We start from the raw sequence: 18,549 nt of genomic DNA on the forward strand, positions 1-18,549 counted from the left end.
GAATACATGGTGCCCAGCCATTGGGTGTTCCTTGATAGCCTGCCGCTGACCCCCAACGGCAAGCTCGACCGCAAGGTGTTGCCGGCGCCGGATGCCAGTGCCTTGCAGCAGCACTACATCGCGCCGCGCAACACCCTGGAGCAGCAGATCGCCGAGGTCTGGCAACAGGTGCTGGGCCTGGCACAGGTGGGGGTGAGCGACAACTTCTTCGAGTTGGGCGGGCACTCACTGCTGGCCACCCAGGTGATCGCGCGGCTCAAGCCCATCCTGACCAGTAGCCCGGGTTTGCGTGACCTGTTCAATGCCCCGGTGCTGGAAGACTTTGCCGCATTGCTGGCAAGCCGCTCGGCCGCGCCCCCGGCGCAGATCGCCTTGCACGCCCATGGCCCGCGCAGCACTGCGCCCTTGTCCCTGGCCCAGCGCCGCTTGTGGGTGGCCGAGCAGTTTTCGGCCGGCAACGGCGCGTATGGCATGCCGTTGGCGTTGCGATTGCGGGGCGAAGTCTCGGTGCCGTTGCTGATGGAAAGCCTCAAGTGTGTGGTGCAACGCCATGAGGTGCTGCGCACCGCTTATGTCGCCGACGATGACGGCGATCCCCTGGCGGTGATCGCACCTGACGTGACGGTGGACTTCGCTCTGGTCGACCTGTCGCACATGGACCGTATCGAACAGGAAGCCCAGGTCGCCCAGGCCACCCTCGACAACACTCGGCGCCCGATCAACCTGGAACAGGCGCCGTTGTTCCGTGGGCAGATCCTGCGCCTGGGCGCCCATGAACATGTGCTGCTGTATTCGATGCACCACATCATCTCCGATGGCTGGTCGATGGCGGTGCTGGTCGGTGAGCTGGTGCAGCACTACGCCGCGCTCAAGCAGGGGCGTGGCATCGATCTGCCGCGGCTGCCGGTGCAATACAGCGACTATGCCCAATGGCAGTTGGCGTTGGAACAGGCCGGGGTGTTGCAGCAACAGGCCGGCTACTGGAAGGACGCCCTGGCCGGTCACCCTGGGCAACTGCTGCTACCGACAGACTTTGCGCGGCCGCCGATGCCGTCCTTCGAGGGCTCCAGCGAGTCATTCAGCGTACCGCCGGCGTTGGGCGAGGCACTGAAAAGCCTGTCCGCACGCCAGGGTGTCACGCCTTACACCACGTTGTTGGCCGCATTCCAGGTGTTGCTGCACCGCCTCGCCGCCAGCGACGACCTGCTGGTGGGCGCCGATGTGGCGGGGCGTCAGCATGCCGAGCTGGAAGGCCTTATTGGTTTCTTCGTCAACATCCTGCCCCTGCGTTCGCGCTTCGACGCCAAGGCGCGGTTCAGCGATTTCCTCGCTGCTGCCCGGGAAACCACGCTTACGGCCTTCGAGCACCAGGACCTGCCCCTGGACATGATCGCCGAAGCCAGCAACGTGCCGCGTCACAAGGGCTTCAACCCCTTGGTGCAAGTGCTGTTTGTGATGAACAACCTGCCGGTGCACAGCGCGGGCCTGGCGGACATTGCCGTGGAAATGGTGCCCAGCCTGGGCGGCTATTCCAAGTTCGATATGGCGCTGTTTATCGACGAAGAGGCTGGGCAGTGGCAAGGCACCTGGCAGTACGCCAATGACTTATTCAAACAAGAGCGCATCACCGAACTAGTGAGCGCCTGGATGGGAATTCTTCAACAGATTGTCATGGATCCAGACATCCGATTAGGGGACATCATCATGCCGTCGAATACCGCTGTTGCTCCTGCCACTCCTGCCAGCCCGAAGGCCGACAAGCTGGGCAAGTTCCTCAAGAAACCGTCGAGCCCGGTGGCCAGGGCGCCGCTGCCGGTCATGCGCGAATCACTGTTGAACGCCGACCAGGTGTTCCCGTTGCTGATGGAGCCCAACGACCCGGGGCTCGACCTGGTGACCTGGGTCCAGGCCAATCGCGCCCTGGTCGAAGAGAAACTCGCGCGGCACGCGGGGATCCTGTTCCGTGGCTTTGCCATGCGCGATATCCACGATTTCGAGGCCTTTGCCGAAGCGGTCCAGCCGGGCCTGTACGGCCAGTACGGCGACTTGCCGAAGAAAGAGGGCGGCAAGAATACCTACCGCTCCACGCCGTATCCGGAAAAGAAAATGATCCTGTTCCACAACGAAAGCTCGCACCAGGATCGTTGGCCGCGCAAGCAACTGTTTTTCTGTGAACAACCCTCGCCCGTGGGCGGGGCCACGCCGGTGGTCGATTGCCGGCTGATGTACCAGCGCCTACCGCAGGCGTTGCGCGATACCTTCGAAAGCAAGGGCCTGCTGTATGTGCGCACCTTCGCCGACAAGCTCGACGTGTCCTGGCAGCACTTCTTCAAGACTGAAGATCGCGCCCAGGTCGAGCAGCGCTGCGCCCTGGCCGGCATCCAGTGGACCTGGCTGGACAACGACGAGCTGCAAATCCGCACCCCGTGCCCGGCGATTATCACTCACCCGAGCACCGGCGAAAAAACCTTCTTCAACCAGGTGCAACTGCACCATATCTACTGCCTGGACCCCGACGTGCGCGACGACCTGCTGGGCCTGTTTGGTGCCGAGCGCATGCCGCGCCACGTGTATTACGGCGACGGCAGCCCGATCGAAGACGAGGTGATGCAGCGACTGGGTGAACTCTACGAGGCCTGCGCGGTGCGCTTTGACTGGCGCAAGGGCGATGTGATCCTGCTGGACAACATGCTCGCCGCCCACGCCCGCGACCCCTTTGAAGGCCCGCGCAAAATCGTCGTGGCCATGGGCGAAATGATCGAACGGCGCGACCTGGAAACGGTAGCGCCCTCCACACGTATGCAAACTGAAGGGACTGACGCATGAGTACGCTTAACGATGCAGGCCTGGCGCTGCTCGCGGAACAGCAACAGCGGGTACTGGACGCCCAGGACGGCGCGAGCTGGGGCGATATCGCGCACCTGCTGACGATCCAGATCAGCGGCGCACTCGACGTGCCACGCCTGCGGGCGGCTATCAACGGTTTGCGTCAGCGTCACACCGCGCTGGCCGCGCGTTTGGCGAACGCCCCCGGTTACCGTGGCCTGCGGCAGTTCTTTGATGCCGGTGCGGCGAATGACGCATTGACGGTGGATGAGGCCAGCAACACCGCGCAGGTCTTGGCGCTGTGGTGCCAGCGCCCGGTGAGCCTGGCGTCGGGGCTGTTTTTCGAGGGCCTGTTGCAGCGCATCGACATCCAGCAGTGGCAACTGACCCTGGGCCTGGCGGGTTTTGTCGGCGATCAGGCGAGCCTGGGGATCCTCTATCAAGACCTGTGCACAGCCTATGAGCAGGGCAGTTGCAGTGTGGACGAGGAACTGGGGCAGTTTGCCCAGTACCTGGAATGGCACGCAGAAGTGGTGCTGGACGAAGACGCGCACACTGCCAAAGCCTATTGGCAAGCCTACCTGCCGGGAGCGGGCGCGCTGGCACCGGACTTGCCGGGCCGCTACGCCAATACCGTGCAGGGCAACGCTGCAGGGCAGTCCTTGAGCAGCGACCTCGACCCGAGTGTGTTGGCGCGCCTGGGCTCGCTCGCCACCCAGCACGACACCCAAGTGACCACGCTCTTGCAAGCCGCGTGGTGGGTGCTGCTGGCGCGGATCAGCGGCCGCGAAGGGTTTGTCGCTGGCCTGCGGCATGACGCGCGCCAGGACTATGAGTTCTTCGCGCCGACCGTGGGCCTGCTGGAAAGAACCCTGGCGCTGAACCTCAACCTGGCGCCGACGGCCTCGTTCAGCAGCGTTTTGGCGCAGCTGGCGGGCGTGCTGGACAGTCATGGCACCTGGCAGGAATATGCGCCGCTCGACGCGGGCCTGCCGCTGACCCACGGCTTTGGCGTGCGCCAGCAACCGGTCGCGCGCACGCAGGGCACCAGCGCCTGGCGCTGCGCCTACCGTGCTGATAGTCGGCCGCTGTTCGAACTGGCGTTGACCGTCAGTGTGGAGGAGGGCGGTGCCGTCTGCGGCCTGTCGTTGGACTATGCCGCGGCCGTGTACAGCCAGGCCGCGATGCAGACGCTGCTGGCACAGTATCAAGTGCTGCTGGCCAGTTTGCTGGCGCAGCCGGACGCAGCCATCGCCACCCTGAGTCTCTTGGGTGAGGCGGAACGCCAACGCCTATTGGCCTTAAACCCAGCGCCACAAGTGCTGGAAGAGCGGGTGCTGTTGCCCGAGCATATTCGCAACTGGGCCGAAATCACCCCGGATGCAGTGGCGCTGGTCGCGGGCGATCAAGCATTGACCTATGCCGAGCTGGAGGGCGGGGTGCGTCAACTGGCCAGTCGCCTGTGCGAGCATGGCGTGACCGCGGGGAGCATCGTCGCCCTGGCCTTGCCGCGCGGTGTCGCGCAGGTGCAGACCATTCTCGCCGCCTGGCGCACAGGTGCCGCCTACCTGCCCCTGGACCCGAGCTGGCCGGCGGCGCGCCAGGCCCAACTGGTGGAACAGGCTGGCGCGCAACTGCTCGTCACCCAGGGCACGGCGCTGGCTGGTTTGGGCTGCGCAGTGCTGGACCTCGATCAACCGCCGCAGCAGCCATTGCCGGAAGGGCCCAGCGCCAACCTGCAAGGCCACGACGCGGCTTACGTGCTGTTTACTTCCGGCACCACCGGTGTGCCCAAGGGCGTGGTGGTGGAGCATCGGCAATTGCTCAACTATGTCGCGGGTGTCAGCAGTGAACTGGACCTGGCTGCCTGCCGGCACTTCGCCCAGGGCTCCACGGTCGCCGCAGACTTGGGCAATACCAGCCTGTTTGGCGCGCTGTACAACGGTGCCACCTTGCATATCGCTGATGAAGCCACGATGCAGGACCCGCAGGCCTTTGCAGCATTCATCCAGACCCAGGGCATCGACTGCCTGAAGATCGTCCCGTCCCATCTCGCCGCCTTGCTCGAGGCGCCGCAGCCGCAAGTGCCTGCCACCCTGATCCTGGGCGGCGAAGCAATCGGCCAGGGGTTGGTGGAGCGCATCTTCAACCTGCGCCCCGATTGCCGCCTGTTCAACCACTATGGCCCCAGCGAAACCACGGTCGGCGTCGCTGTGCATGCGATCCGCCCGCAGGACTTGCAGCAACTGGGCGTTCCCCTGACTCGGGTCCTGCCCAACAACCAGTTGTATATCCTCAGCGAGGACCAGCAACTGCTGGCCAGCGGTGAACTGGGTGAGCTGTATATCGGCGGGCAGCAATTGTGCCGTGGCTATCTCAACGACCCGGCGCAGACCGACGCAGCGTTTATCAACAGCCCGTTTGCCCCTGGCGAGCGCCTCTACCGCAGCGGCGACCTGGCCCGCTACCTGCCCCAGGGCGGTATCGTGCTGTATGGCCGGCGCGACCATCAGGTGAAAGTGCGTGGGTTCCGTATCGAACTGGCAGAGATCGAACAACACCTGCTGCGCGCCCCTGGAGTGAGCGAAGCCGTGGTGTTGCTGGCGCAGGATGAGCCGGTAGCCTTTGTACTGCCAAGCCAGGACGCGCCTGCCGAGTGGCTGCCAACCCTCAAGCAACACATGACCGAGCACTTGCCGGCGGTGATGGTGCCGCGTCAGTACCAAGTGGTGCAGCACATGCCCCGCCTGGGCAATGGCAAAGTCGACCGCCAGGCCTTGCAGCGCCTGGAACTGATCGAAGAGGACGACAGCTTCGTCGAACCCCTGGACGCCCTCGAGGCCCTGCTGGCCAGCCGCATGGCCCAGTTGCTGGGCCGCGAACGCCTGAGCCGCGACCGCGACTTCTTTGCCGCTGGCGGCCATTCGCTGCTGGTGATCAAGTTGGTGGCGGGGATTCGCAAACTGCTGCACTGCGAAGTCCACCCTGGCATCGTGTTCGACCACCCAAGCCCCGGGGCACTGGCCCAGGCCCTGCGTGCCCAGGAAGACAGTCCCGGCCAACTGGAGAAACTGGCCCAGGCACGTTTGCGCCTGGATGCATTGAGCCCAGAAGAGAAGGCCGCATTGCTGGAAAGGGCGCGCCAACAGGCGGCGGTGCAGAGCTAAGGCAGTGGCGGGCGCTGGCGGTCAATCAGCGCCCGCTAATTTTATGCTGTTGCGAACGATTCTCATAAATTGTAGTCTAGCGCCCCCTATGTGTGCCCTGCACACGGATGCTCATGGAGTGTGCGTTGGATCATCTGGATCGGTTGTTTCGCCTCTATCATCGCGAACTGCAGCAGATTGCCTACCGGCGCCTGGGTGACCGGGAAATGGCGGCAGACCTGATGCAGGACGCGTTCGTACGTTATGTCGGCCTCGACCGGCAGCAGCGCACCCATACCATCACCAATCCGCGGTTCTTCCTGATTCGCGTCATGCGCAACCTGATCATCGACCTGGGCCGCAGCCGTACGCGGCGTGGGCCTATGGATTCGCTGGAAGATGTGCAGCACGAGCTGCTCGACCCATGCCCGGGCCCTGCCGCACTGGTGGAGATGCGCCAGCAGTTGCAGCTGTTGCAACAGGCGTTGGGAGAATTGTCCGATAACAGTCGCCAGGCTTTGCTGCTCAACCGCCTCGACGGCTTGGGCCATGCGGCGATTGCCAAGCAACTCGGGGTGTCTCCCAGCATGGTCAGCAAATACATCATGAGCGCGGTGCTGCATTGCGCCCGGCGTCTTGGGATGACCGAGTGACGCGCGAGCCTGCCCCGGACAAACCTTCGCCGCTGCTCACCGAGCAAGCATTGCAATGGTTGGTCGACCTGCATTCGGGCACCGCCGAGGCACCTACCTGGGACGCCTACCTGCAGTGGTGCGAAACCTCGCCCGAACACCAGCGTGCCGCCCACGCGGCGGAACGCTTGTGGGAGAGCCTGGGCAGCGCACTGGAGCGTCCACCCGGCTCATCACGCCGCTTGCTGCAACTGGGGCTGGTCGTCGCATTGGGCCTGGCCGGCGGTTTGTCCTGGCAGGCAGAACACCAAGGCTGGATGGCGGACCAAGTGACAGGCCTGGGCGAGCACCGCCGCGTGACATTGGCCGATGGCTCGCACCTGGAGCTGGCGCCGCGCACCCGCGTGGATATCGACATGCAAGCGGGTCGCCGGGTGTTGCATTTATATAGCGGCGAGCTGTTCGTCCAGGTCGCCCCCGACACCCAGCGCCCATTCGAAGTACGCGCCGGCCGTGGCAGCCTGCGCGCGCTGGGCACCGGCTTCGACGTGCGGCGCGAGGGCGAGCAAGTGCGCATGGTCGTCACCGAACACACCGTGCGCGTGACATTGGACGGCGACCCGCAGACCACCGATGTGGAAGCCGGGCAGGCCGTGCAATACGGCCCGGACGGCCTCTCGCGCAGCCAACCGGTTGACGTCGCCACCGCTACCGCTTGGCGCCGCGACAAACTGGTCTTCAACCGCCAACCCCTGGGCGAGGTGCTGGAACAACTCGGCCGCTACCACCGTGGCGTAATCTGGGTTCGCGACAACAGCCTGCGCGACCTGCCCGTGACCGGCATCATCGCCACCGACGACACCGACGCCCAACTGAAACTGCTGCAACGCACGCTGCCACTGCGCGTGCGCCTGCTGCCATGGCTGACCGTGATCGAACGCGACGACTCACCGCGCCAGTAACCCCGGGCTTAAAAAATACGCTGGCTGCCGCTGTCGGGTTTCAGAAGGCTGACGTCTTTCCTGTTGAGATTGATTTTTATTTGGCTGATTTCAGCAGGGGGAGCGTTATGCAGCATCTGATCAGGCACACCGCCTTGAGCCTGGCACTTGCCACGGCCAGTGCCGTGGCAATGAGCCTGCCGGCACAGGCGGCGCAGCAGCAGAAGACCGACACCCGGACCTACGACATCGAAGCCGGCCAACTGGACCAGGTACTGACACGCTTTGCCGAGCAGTCCGGGTTGCGATTGATGGTCGTCAGCGAGTTGGTCGCTGGTCAGCAGTCGGACGGGCTCAAGGGTAATTATCCGGTGCAACAGGGGCTTGATCGGTTGCTACTGCGCAGCGGCTTGAGCGCCCGGGTCAGTGATGACGTGATCCTGATTGAAAAAACACCGGCGCAGGGAGGGGCGGTGGAGTTGGGGGCTACGACCATTCAGGGGCAGGGGATGGGGGAGATGACGGAGAATTCGGGATCGTATACCACTGGCCTCACCAGTATCGGCTCGAAGACTCCGACCAGCTTGCGACAGACGCCGCAGTCGGTGTCAGTGGTGACTGCGCAAGCGATTCAGGACAGCAGGGCGGTGGACCTGACTGACGCGTTGAAGCTGACGCCTGGGATTACCCTGAAAAAAACCAGTGTTCGCACCACCGATTTTTACTCTCGTGGCTTCATGATCCAGAACATCCAGATCGACGGCGCCGCCCCCATGGCCCTGGGTAACTCGGCGGGGAGCTTTTATTCCAATAAAAATTACGACCTGGTGGAGTTCGACCACGTAGAGGTTCTGCGCGGGGCCTCAGGGTTGTTCGGCGGCACGGGGGATCCGGGGGGCATGATCAATCTGGTACGCAAGCGTCCGTTGGATGCCTACCAGTTGAAGATCGACACTTCGGCAGGCTCCTGGGACAACTATCGTACGCAGTTCGATGTAACAGGCCCTATGGGCTTTGACGGTAAGTTGCGCGGCAGGTTGGTGGCGGCCTACAGCAACAATGGATCTTTCCAGGATTATATAAGCGACGAGAAGCCAACGGTGTATGGGGTATTGGAGGCGAACATCCAGCCAGAAACCCGCGTGACCTTTGGCGGTCGCTCCGAACGAATCCATGTTAATGGCTCCGGCATTGGCTTGCCGCGGTACATTACTGGCGATGACCTGGGTTTATCCAGGCGCACTAGTCTTACACAGGGCTGGGCCTATCAGGATGGTCGGTCCCAGGAGCTGTTTGCCAAGATCGACCATGAGTTCAACGATGACTGGAAAGTAAACGCGACCTACACGAGAACCCTGGAATCCGGGCTTTCGAAAAGTGCTTTTGCCAGCAATGGCCTCAATCCGATCACACTCAAAGGTACTAACTGGGGTGGTAACACAACCGCCTATCGCAGCGAACAGGGATCGGCAGATATCAACCTTGCCGGGAAGTTTGATGCGTTCGGTTTACGACATGAGTTTTTGCTCGGCATGGATCATCAGAAGATCACCAGTCGGTGGCGCGGCACCAGCCAAAGCGAAGGGGCCGGTGGTGACCTCGACGTATTTGATCCAGGCTCCACACCTTGGCCTCAGCCACCAACCCGCAAGGATTTTTTCCGTGATTACAGTCCCAATGACCAAGTTCAGTATGGGTTGTATTCCACCTTGCGTTTGCAACTTGCCGAACCTCTGCACCTGATTGTCGGTGCCCGTGTCCAACGTGTTAAGTACAGCCAGACGTACATGGCGGATTGGGATGGGGGTGGGTTCAAGACGGAGTCCGATGTGTCGTCGCGTGAGCCTACCAAGCTCACACCCTATGGCGGCCTGGTCTATGACCTGAATGATGAGTGGTCGACCTACGCAAGTTATTCCGAGCAGTACAGGCCTCAGCAGCTGAAATTACAGGGCCCGCCACCTGGCACCCCACTTGAGGCAATGAAAGGCCGTGCCTATGAGACCGGGTTGAAGGGCGAACTGTTTGGTGGGGCGGTGAATACCAATTTCTCGATTTACTACACCGAGCGGGAAAACGAAGCGGTAGGCGACTCCCGTTATCCATCGACCGAAGTGCAGTTCGGTGGCAACTGCTGTTATCTGGCAGAGGGCAAAGTCATCAGTAAGGGCGTCGACATGGAGGTGTCGGGTGAAGTAATGCCTGACTGGATGCTGATCGCTGGCTACACCTATAACAACAACCAGAACCGCAAGGACAATGCTGCGTTCAGCACTATCACCCCCAAGCACATGGTCAAGTTCTGGTCCACTTATCGCCTGCCAGGTGCTTTCAATGATGTGAAGCTGGGAGGTGGGGTCAATCTGCAAAGCGCCACTTACGTCAGTGGCTCTGCTGGTGTCTTGGATAAAATGGGGAACCCGGTCAAGGATGCCGACGGTGAAAATCTGTCCATTCCCTTTGATTACAAACAATCGGGCTACGCCGTCTGGAACGCCATGGCTGAGTATCGCCTGGACGAGAACTGGACGCTGGTCTACAACCTCAACAACGTATTCGACAAAACCTATTACACGGCTGTTGGGTCTTCCTACTCTGGTAACTGGTACGGCGACCCTCGTAACCACATGCTGACCTTGCGGGGGACCTTCTGGTAAACAAGGTTTGAAATGAAACAGGGACATCGTGAGATGTCCTTTTTTGTTTCTGTTACAAAGTGATTGGGAATCCTTCTAAATTATTTTTATCCCGAACGTTCATTAATGGCTCGATACCGATTCAAGTCAAAACCGTCCCTCTGCAACAGGGAGTGGGGTCCGGACGGTTTAGCTAAATTCAGGTCATTCCGCCTCAAGAGTGGAAGGCCTTCGACATTAATGACATATCTGGGGCTAAACCAAACAATGAAACGCGAGAGAAAAAGGTTCAGGCAAAAACTCTTTAACACCCCCCTGGCGTCCTGCCGCAGTTGCGTGTCGGTGGCGGTCCTGGGGTTGGCCCTCAGTGTCTGCGGCGGGGCTTTCGCCCAGCCCATGCAGGTGAACGTGCCAGCCCAGTCCCTGGACAAGGCCCTGACCGAGCTGGGCAAGCAGACCGGCCTGCAAGTGCTTTTCGGGCCGGATATGGTTGCTGGCAAGAAGTCCACCGCTGTCAATGGCAGCCTGGAGCCCGCAGTTGCTCTTGAAGCGCTGCTCAAAGGAGCAGGCCTGAGTTTCCGGATCGAAAACAATACGGTCATCCTCAGCCCTGAAAGTGGCGCAAGCACAACGCTGGAGTTGGGTACCACCACCATCCAGGGCCAGGGGATGGGGGAAATGACGGAAAACTCCGGCTCCTACACCACCGGCCTTGTCAGCGCCGGTTCAAAAACGCCTACCAGCCTGAGGGACACACCGCAGTCGGTGTCTGTCATCACCCAACAGGTCCTGCAAGACCGGCGCATTGTTGATCTGTCCGATGCCATGCGGCGCGCGCCAGGCATCACCGTTAAAAATGCTAACTATCGGATGCCGCAGTTCATCTCCCGTGGATTTCGTATCGACAATATCCAGATTGACGGTGCTTCACCGATGGATATTGGCTCTGGAATCGGTACGTTTTATGGCAACCAAACCTATGACATGGCCGAGTTCGACCATATCGAAGTCTTGAAGGGCTCATCCGGGCTGTTTGGCGGCACGGGTGATCCGGGCGGCATCATCAACGTAGTGCGTAAGCGTCCACTGGATTACTTCCAGCTCAAGTTCAACACCTCGGCAGGATCCTGGGATAACTACCGTACTGAAGTCGATGTGACAGGGCCGATGGCCTTTGACGGCAAGCTGCGAGGACGGGTAGTGGTCGCCAATTCCGACCGACAGTACTTCATGGACAACCGTAGCACCGAGAAGCCTTTTATCTATGGTGTGCTGGAGGCCGATGTGACGGACACGGCTCGAGTCACAGTCGGTGGGCGTTATGAGAAAACCCATGAAAATGGCACGGGTGACGGTCTTCCTCGGTTCAGTACTGGACAGGATCTAAAATTAAAACGCAGTAGCTGGTATACGCCCAACTGGGCTTATGCAGACGTCAGTACTCATGAGTTGTTCGCCAAGTATGATCAGGACTTGACGGAAGACTGGAAACTCAATGTTTCCTTCACCAATAGCTTCAATAAGTCCACCACCAAAGGTGCGTTTCTCACGGGCTCTCCCGACCCAATTACTCTTGAAGGTGCAACCTGGGGAGGGAGTTACGTTAAAACCCGGAGTGAGCAGTCTCTGTTCGACGCTAACGTGTCCGGGAAATTTACGGCATTCAATCGCGAGCACGAGCTGCTGATTGGGGCCGATGCGCAGAAGGTAACCAGTCGTTGGCAGGGAACGTGGGGCATGGCTGGGTTCTATCCGATTGATGTTTACAACCCGGAACTCACTCCTTTACCCCCTTCCAGCATAGGCAATTCAAATGATTTTACGCGTGACTACAGCCCAAATACCCGCAAGCAATATGGACTGTATTCGACATTGCGCCTGCAGTTAACCGATCCGCTGAAGCTAATCGTCGGGGCCAGGGCGCAGCGTTACAAGTTTGAACAGACGTACACAGCCGTAAATGACGATGGTGCATGGGCTGTTGAATCCCGAACCAATCATCGCGAGCCAACCAAGTTGGTGCCTTTTGGTGGTCTGGTCTACGCCCTCAACGATGAATGGTCGGCATACGCTAGTTACTCAGAAATATTCAAACCCCAAGCCCAGAAACTACAAGGCCCAGTGACTTCCGGCGTAGCGCTGGAGCCCATGGTTGGCAAAACCTACGAGACCGGCATAAAGGGTGAACTCTACGGTGGGGCTTTGAACCTTTCGGCCGCGGTGTTCTACACCAAGCGGGAGAAAGAAGCGATTGAGGATCCTCGGTACCCGCGGCAGTCGGCTCTATATGGCGGTAGTTGCTGCTATCTGGCCCAGGGCGAGATCACAAGTAAGGGGATTGAACTTGAGGCCAGCGGCGAGATAACGCCAGGTTGGATGGTGTTGGGTGGCTATACTTTGAACCTTATAGATAACGGCACCAAAGATACCTTCCTTACCACGGTGACGCCCAAGCATCTGGCAAAGTTGTGGACTATGTACACGCTGCCTGACCGCCTCTCGGATTGGAAAATCGGCGGTGGGGTCAATGTGCAGAGCGCCAGTTATGCCAGCGGTATAGCTTACCGGGTCAAAAAAGAAGATGGTTACTACGACAGCTACGATAAGACACCGTATGACTTCGCCCAAGGCGGTTACGCCGTATGGGACGCTATGGTCGAATACAAGGTCGACGAAAACTGGACGGTTGCCCTCAATGCAAACAATCTGTTTGACCGTAAGTACTTCGAGACTCTGACAACTTCCGAGTACGGTAATTATTACGGCGAACCTCGTAACTATATGCTGACTGTACGCGGTACGTTTTAGGTTTATCTCGGTAGCCGCATAAAAAAACCACCTCAGTCGAGGTGGTTTTTTTGTACCTGCTCAACCGGGACTATTGCTGCGCCAACCAGCGGTCTACCGCGCTGTAAATACCCGCAATATCCCCAGTAATTCCGGACATGCGCAGGAAATCGTGGGTCAGACCAATGTGCGTAAGCAAGGTCACTGGGGTACCTGTTTTCTGCAAGAGCTCGGCGTACTCCAAGCCTTCGTCATACAGCGGATCGTACTCGGCCAGGCTGATATAGGCCGGCGCCAAGGCGCTCAACCCTTGAGCGAGCAATGGCGAGGTACGCCAGTCGCCGCGTTGCACGGTGTCCGGTGTGTAGTGCCGGTAAAACCATTGCAGCGTCTCGCTCTCCAGTAGATAACCCTCGGCATACCGTTGGTGGGAGGGGCGGGTACGTTGGGTGTCGGTGACCGGATAGAACAATAACTGGGCCTGTGGTTTAAGCACCATCTCCTCGGGCGACTGTACGGCGCTAATGGCCAGTACTGTTGCCAGAGTTGCGCCAGCACTGTCGCCGGCGACGGTCACCTGGCGCGAGTCCAACTGCAATTCTGCGCCATGGCCGGCAAGCCAGTTGGCGCTGTCTACTGCATCATGCACCGCCGTGGGGAACGGATATTCCGGGGCTAGGCGATACGCCGGGGCCAGGACCGCATGACGGCCGTTGGCGGCCAGGCGTCGGCAGATCGAGTCATGGGAATCGAGACTGCCAACCACATAGCCACCGCCATGAAAATACAGGATCACCGGTAGCGTGCTTTGCTCTGTACCGGCCTTGCGGTAGAGGCGGGCCGTCAGTTGTTGGCCATCGCGCGTCGGTATCTGTAACGCACTCACGTTGATGGCGCCGGGCGGGCTGGGATCAAGAATCTGTGACGTCAGGTCGAACTCGGCACGCGCGGCTTGCGGTGTGAGTTGGTGCATCGGCTGACTTTTGCCGCTCAGGCGGCCCATCTCGGCCAGTTCCAGAAAACCTTCGAGGTCGGGGTCCAGAGGCATTGCGTGTTCCTTATAAGGGGTTGCCAAACAAAAGCGCCCCGGGCGACAGACCCGGGGCGCTGGCAGAATTAACCGGTAACTGCTTCACGCTGCGACAATTGCTTGAGCAGGCTGTGCAGCAGTTGGTTGTTGTTGAGCATCTGGTAATGCCCGGCGACGATCCGTTCGTCCAGTGCGCTGCCCGCCACCGGGTTGGCGAAGTCGGTCGTATTGACGTCGCAGGCCCACCAGCAAGAGGCCGATGCGCGTGTCTGGGGCAACGCTTTGAGGTTCAGGGATAGGGCCTTGAGCTTCATCGCAACCCTAAACGTCTGGGCCAACTCCTCGACACCGATATCGCCGAACGCCGAGGTGCCTTTGATTTGCTTGCGGACCTGCGCGATCAGTTGCTCAAGCGTTGTCTGAGGGCACTCGGCTGGCAGCGTCAACAGCGGCAGTTGCCCAGCGGGCTGGGTGAAGATCACCGCGAGAAAACCGCGCAAATCATCGCCCCAATCCAAGTCGGGGGCGGTAGGGGTAGCAGAAGGGATGAAGCTGTCGATCAACCCTAGGAACTCCACTTCCTGGCCCTGCTTTTCAAGCTCCTGGGCCACCAACACCGCGAGAGTGCCCCCCAGGGACCAGCCGACCAATTGATATGGCCCCAGGGCCTGTTTCTGGCGGATGTATTGGGCGTAGTCGATGGCCATCGACGCGAGCGATTCGTCCTGCCAGTCACGGTCGAGCAGCATGCGGCATTGCAAGCCATACACGCTGCGCTGGCCTTCCAGGCGGCGGGCGAGAGGGTTGTAATCGAACACTGTGCCAAAGCCGGCATGCAGGCAGAACAAGGGCTGGGCGTGAGGTACGCGACTGTTGAGCAGCAGTAACGGATCCAGATCGGTTGCCGGGGCGAAGCCCGACAGTTCAGCAATGGTGGGTTTACCGATCATGTCCCGCAGTTTCAATTCCAACCCTAAATCAGGCTGGTTGCGGACTTTGGACAGCACTTTGAGGATGCGCAGCGAATCGCCGCCCAACTCGAAGAAGTTGTCGGTCACCCCCACGCTTTCCAGCTCCAACACCTGTTGCCAAATAGTCGCCAGGGCCTGCTCCACGGCGTTGCGCGGGGCTACGAACTCACGACCCTTGAAGTCGGGATCGGGCAGTGCCTTGCGGTCGACCTTACCGTTGGGATTGAGTGGCAATGCGGCCAGGCGAATGATCTGCGCGGGCACCATGTAGTCCGGCAAATCAGCCTGGAGTACACCCCGCAGGCGCTCTGCAGGTGCCTCATCGGCCGGCGTCACGACGTAGCCGATCAGCTGTTTGCTAACCCCCGCATCGCGGGCGACAACCACAGCATCCTGCACGCCAGGAATATGTCGCAGCCTGGACTCGATTTCGCCGAGCTCGATGCGAAAGCCACGGATTTTTACCTGGTTGTCCAGGCGTCCCAGATAGTCAATCATGCCGTCAGGCCGCTGACGGACCAGATCGCCGGTTCGATACAAACGCGTGCCATCTGCAGCGAATGGATCAACGACAAACCGTTCGCTCGTCAACCCCGGACGCTGATGGTAACCCCGGGCCACGCCTTCACCGCCGATGTACAACTCACCCGCCACACCTTCAGGCAACGGATTGAGGTGCTCGTCGAGCACATACAGCGTGCGCTCCCCAACCCGTGTACCAATCGGTGCATACACCGCGCCGCAGGTTCCACTGGCGGCGACTTTCCATAGTAGCGGTGTTACCACTGTTTCGGTTGGGCCATAGCCATTGGTCAGGTACTCAGGCTTGAGTGCCTGCTTGACCAGCTCAAAGTTGGCGTCGGCCACCGCATCCCCGCCAAAGCAGTAGATGCGCACCGCTGGTGGCGCCTTGCCGCAATCCCGGGCGTACTCTGCCAGTTGTTGCAGGTAGGCCGGCGGAAAACAGGCGATGCTGATCTGGTGGGCGTGCAAGGCTTGCCAGGTTTCTTCGGGTGTCCACAAGCGATTCTCGCGCACTACCAATTGTCCCGCGTGGGACAGGGTACTCAACCAGCGCTCCTGGGCTCCATCGAAGGCAAACGACATGAACAGAAGTTCGCGGGTACTGCTATCCATTTCATAGCGTTGACCAATGGCCTGACAGTGCATGCGAATCTGCCCATGACTGACCGCCACCCCCTTGGGTTTACCGGTGGAGCCTGAGGTATAGATCAGGTAAGCGACGTTGTCCGCGTCCACTAGCGTTGCCGGGCAGTTGTCGGGCAAGGCCACCAGGAACACGGTGTCAATTTCGATCAAGGCGGGCGTCCACGGCTGGTCGAAACGCTCGCGCAACGAGCTTTGGGTCAGCAGTACCGTCGTGCCCGAGTCTTCGACGATCCACTTCACCCGGTCTTGCGGGTAGTCGATGTCCAGCGGAACATAAGCACCGCCGGTCTTCATCACCGCATAGAAGGCGACGACCACGTCCACCGAGCGTTCCAGGGCGATACCAACGAAGGTCTCAGGCCCCACCCCTTGAGCGATCAGGTGATGGGCCAGGCGGTTGGCACGCTGCTCCAGTTGACCGTAGGTCAGCTGGTGGTGCTCACAGATGACCGCGACTGCATCGGGATTGGTGGCTGCATGGCTGCGAATTTGTGTCGCGAGCAAGGGTAGGGCGCAGGCCTCGGCACTTAGCTGATTGCCTTGTTCCAAGGCGTGTTGCTCATCGGCGTCGAGCGTCGACAGGCTGCCCAGAGTGGCTCTCGGATTGTCGAGCATGGCCAGCAACAGGGTTTCGAAGCTTCGGCGTAGTTGCGCAGTCGCCTGCGCAGTGAAGCGATTACGAAGATACATGAACTCGACGGTCAGCCGATTACTCAGGTTGACCGCCAGGTCCATGGCGAAGTTAGTCACGCCCTGGGTCCTGGTTTCACCGAACGTCAGTTGGTCCTGCTGGGCCTCATGGAGGCGCTCATCCACTGGGTAGTTTTCAAACACGATGATGCTGTCAAACAGCGCTTGGCCGCCTTGTCCCGACCAGCGTTGTACATCGGCCAGTGATGCATGTTCGTGATCACGAACTTCCACATTGTAGGTTTGCAGTTCAAGCAACCAATCGGCCACGGTCTGCTGTGGTTGTGGGGTCTGAATGATCGGCAAGGTGTTGATAAACAACCCCAGTATTTCATCAGATGCCTCAAGGCTGGGGGGGCGTCCGGCGACGGTACCGCCAAAACACACACTGTCCTGTCCCGTGTAGCGTTGTAGCAACAGCAGCCAGGAGGCCTGGATAAAGGTGTTGGGCGTCACGCGCAGCTGTTGTGCCTGAACTCGTAGACGCTGGGTTTGTTGCACGTCCCAGTTGAGGTAAAGCGCTTCGTGCCCTTGGCTATTGGGATCAGGCTGTGGTGATAGGCTTTTGGCGAGAACGGTTGGCCCGTCCAGCCCTTGCAACTTGGATTTCCAGAAAGCTTCCAGAGATGTCTGTGACTGGGCTTGCAGCCAAGCGATGTAGTCGCGGTACTTGCCACGTTTGGGGGCCGGGACCTTACCGTTGTAGACCTCGAATACTTCGGCGAGCAGGCGCGAGCTGCTCCAACCGTCTAGCAGAATGTGGTGGTGGGTCCAGACCAGATACAACTGCTCGGCCGGCAGTTTGACCAGGGTCAGGCGCATCAGCGGTGCCGTAAGCAGGTCGAAGCCCGCGCGGTTGTCGGCTTCGACCAGGTCTTGCAGGTCTTGCGCATAGTCCTCACGGTTCTGCCAATCCAGAATGTGTAGGGGCAAGGCAGCTTTTTTGAACACCAGTTGCAGCGGTTCAACCAGGTGGCTGGCGGTCCAGAAGCCGGTACGCAGGATTTCATGGCGTTCGACGACCGCCTTCCAGGCGTTGGTAAAGCGCACGATATCCAGGCCGCTGACCGGCACGGCAGTCTGATTGATGTAAGCCGCAGCCTCCGACGCTTCCAGGGTGTGGAACATCATTCCTTGTTGCATCGGTGATAGTGGATAGATGTCCTCGATCTGCCGGACCGGGAGGCTCAGTGTGTCCAGTTGTGCCTGGCTCAACCCGGCCAATGGGAAGTCGGAGGGTGTTGCACCTTGGTGGTGGGGTTCGCAGCAATAGGCGATCAACTGTTCGAGTGCCTGCAGGCAGCTGTCTGCGAGGTTCTGGATGACGTCAACAGGGAAGACTTCATGGCTGAAGGTCCAGCCCATAAACAACTGGTTGTCATAGACCTGGCTGTTGATGGTCAGCCAGTTACCCAAAGGAGCTTCGCGGTTTTTTTCGGCGCCGCGCTCCTCGTCGCTAGGCGCAAACAGCGCTCCTTCGACACTGTCGAAACTGCCGTCGAACTGGCCCAGGTAGTTGAAGGTAATGCGCGGCACGGCCAATGCGTCCAGGCGCTCCCGAGTCTGAGCATCCCCCAGGTAGCGTAGAACGCCAAACCCAATGCCTTTTTCAGGAACCGCCCGCAGTTGCTCCTTGACCTGTTTGATGGCTTCGCCCAAATCCTGGTGGGCGGTCAACTTGACCGGATACAGGCTGGTGAACCAGCCGACAGTGCGAGTC

At 60.1% G+C, this 18,549-nt stretch carries 8 protein-coding genes; 6 read left to right on the plus strand and 2 right to left on the minus strand.

From position 1 onward, the window contains the following. From BHC62_RS22480 to BHC62_RS22505, 6 genes are all read left to right on the plus strand, one after another. Positions 1 to 2,826 (plus strand): condensation domain-containing protein (locus BHC62_RS22480; RefSeq protein WP_176770987.1); only part of this gene is annotated, 2,826 nt, incomplete at its 5' end. Further along, the gene (locus BHC62_RS22485) at positions 2,823 to 5,993 is read left to right on the plus strand and encodes an amino acid adenylation domain-containing protein (protein WP_029293154.1); all 3,171 of its coding nucleotides are present in this window, start codon (positions 2,823 to 2,825) and stop codon (positions 5,991 to 5,993) included. The genes BHC62_RS22480 and BHC62_RS22485, both read left to right, overlap by 4 nt. Positions 5,994 to 6,118: 125 nt before the next feature. Beyond that, positions 6,119 to 6,625, plus strand: a complete 507-nt coding sequence (locus BHC62_RS22490; RefSeq protein WP_224791175.1) for an RNA polymerase sigma factor — start codon at positions 6,119 to 6,121, stop codon at positions 6,623 to 6,625. Further along, positions 6,622 to 7,566: a FecR family protein gene (locus BHC62_RS22495; protein ID WP_029293150.1), complete on the plus strand. Its 945-nt coding sequence runs from the start codon at positions 6,622 to 6,624 to the stop codon at positions 7,564 to 7,566. Before BHC62_RS22490 ends, BHC62_RS22495 begins: the two co-directional genes overlap by 4 nt. Positions 7,567 to 7,673: 107 nt before the next feature. Next, positions 7,674 to 10,202 carry a TonB-dependent siderophore receptor gene (locus BHC62_RS22500; protein WP_070996206.1) on the plus strand — a complete coding sequence of 843 codons (2,529 nt, stop codon included), beginning with the start codon at positions 7,674 to 7,676 and terminating at the stop codon, positions 10,200 to 10,202. Between the two features lie 246 nt (positions 10,203 to 10,448). Further along, positions 10,449 to 12,989, plus strand: a complete 2,541-nt coding sequence (locus tag BHC62_RS22505; RefSeq protein WP_070996208.1) for a TonB-dependent siderophore receptor — start codon at positions 10,449 to 10,451, stop codon at positions 12,987 to 12,989. 70 nt (positions 12,990 to 13,059) lie between these two features. Here the strand turns inward: BHC62_RS22505 and BHC62_RS22510 are convergent, their stop codons facing one another. Further along, positions 13,060 to 14,016 (minus strand): alpha/beta hydrolase, encoded by a 957-nt coding sequence (locus BHC62_RS22510; RefSeq protein ID WP_070996207.1) that lies wholly within the window; start codon positions 14,014 to 14,016, stop codon positions 13,060 to 13,062. Between the two features lie 68 nt (positions 14,017 to 14,084). Continuing rightward, positions 14,085 to 18,549 (minus strand): non-ribosomal peptide synthetase (locus tag BHC62_RS22515; protein WP_143007580.1); only part of this gene is annotated, 4,465 nt, incomplete at its 5' end.

Source organism: Pseudomonas sp. 06C 126, from assembly GCF_001855215.1.
Lineage (GTDB): Bacteria > Pseudomonadota > Gammaproteobacteria > Pseudomonadales > Pseudomonadaceae > Aquipseudomonas > Aquipseudomonas proteolytica.

Coding starts and splice junctions, on each gene's coding strand:
- BHC62_RS22485 (WP_029293154.1), top strand. CDS start 2,823: ATGAGTACGCTTAACGATGCAGGCCTGGCGCTGCTCGCGGAACAGCAA.
- BHC62_RS22500 (WP_070996206.1), top strand. CDS start 7,674: ATGCAGCATCTGATCAGGCACACCGCCTTGAGCCTGGCACTTGCCACG.
- BHC62_RS22505 (WP_070996208.1), top strand. CDS start 10,449: ATGAAACGCGAGAGAAAAAGGTTCAGGCAAAAACTCTTTAACACCCCC.
- BHC62_RS22510 (WP_070996207.1), bottom strand. CDS start 14,016: ATGCCTCTGGACCCCGACCTCGAAGGTTTTCTGGAACTGGCCGAGATG.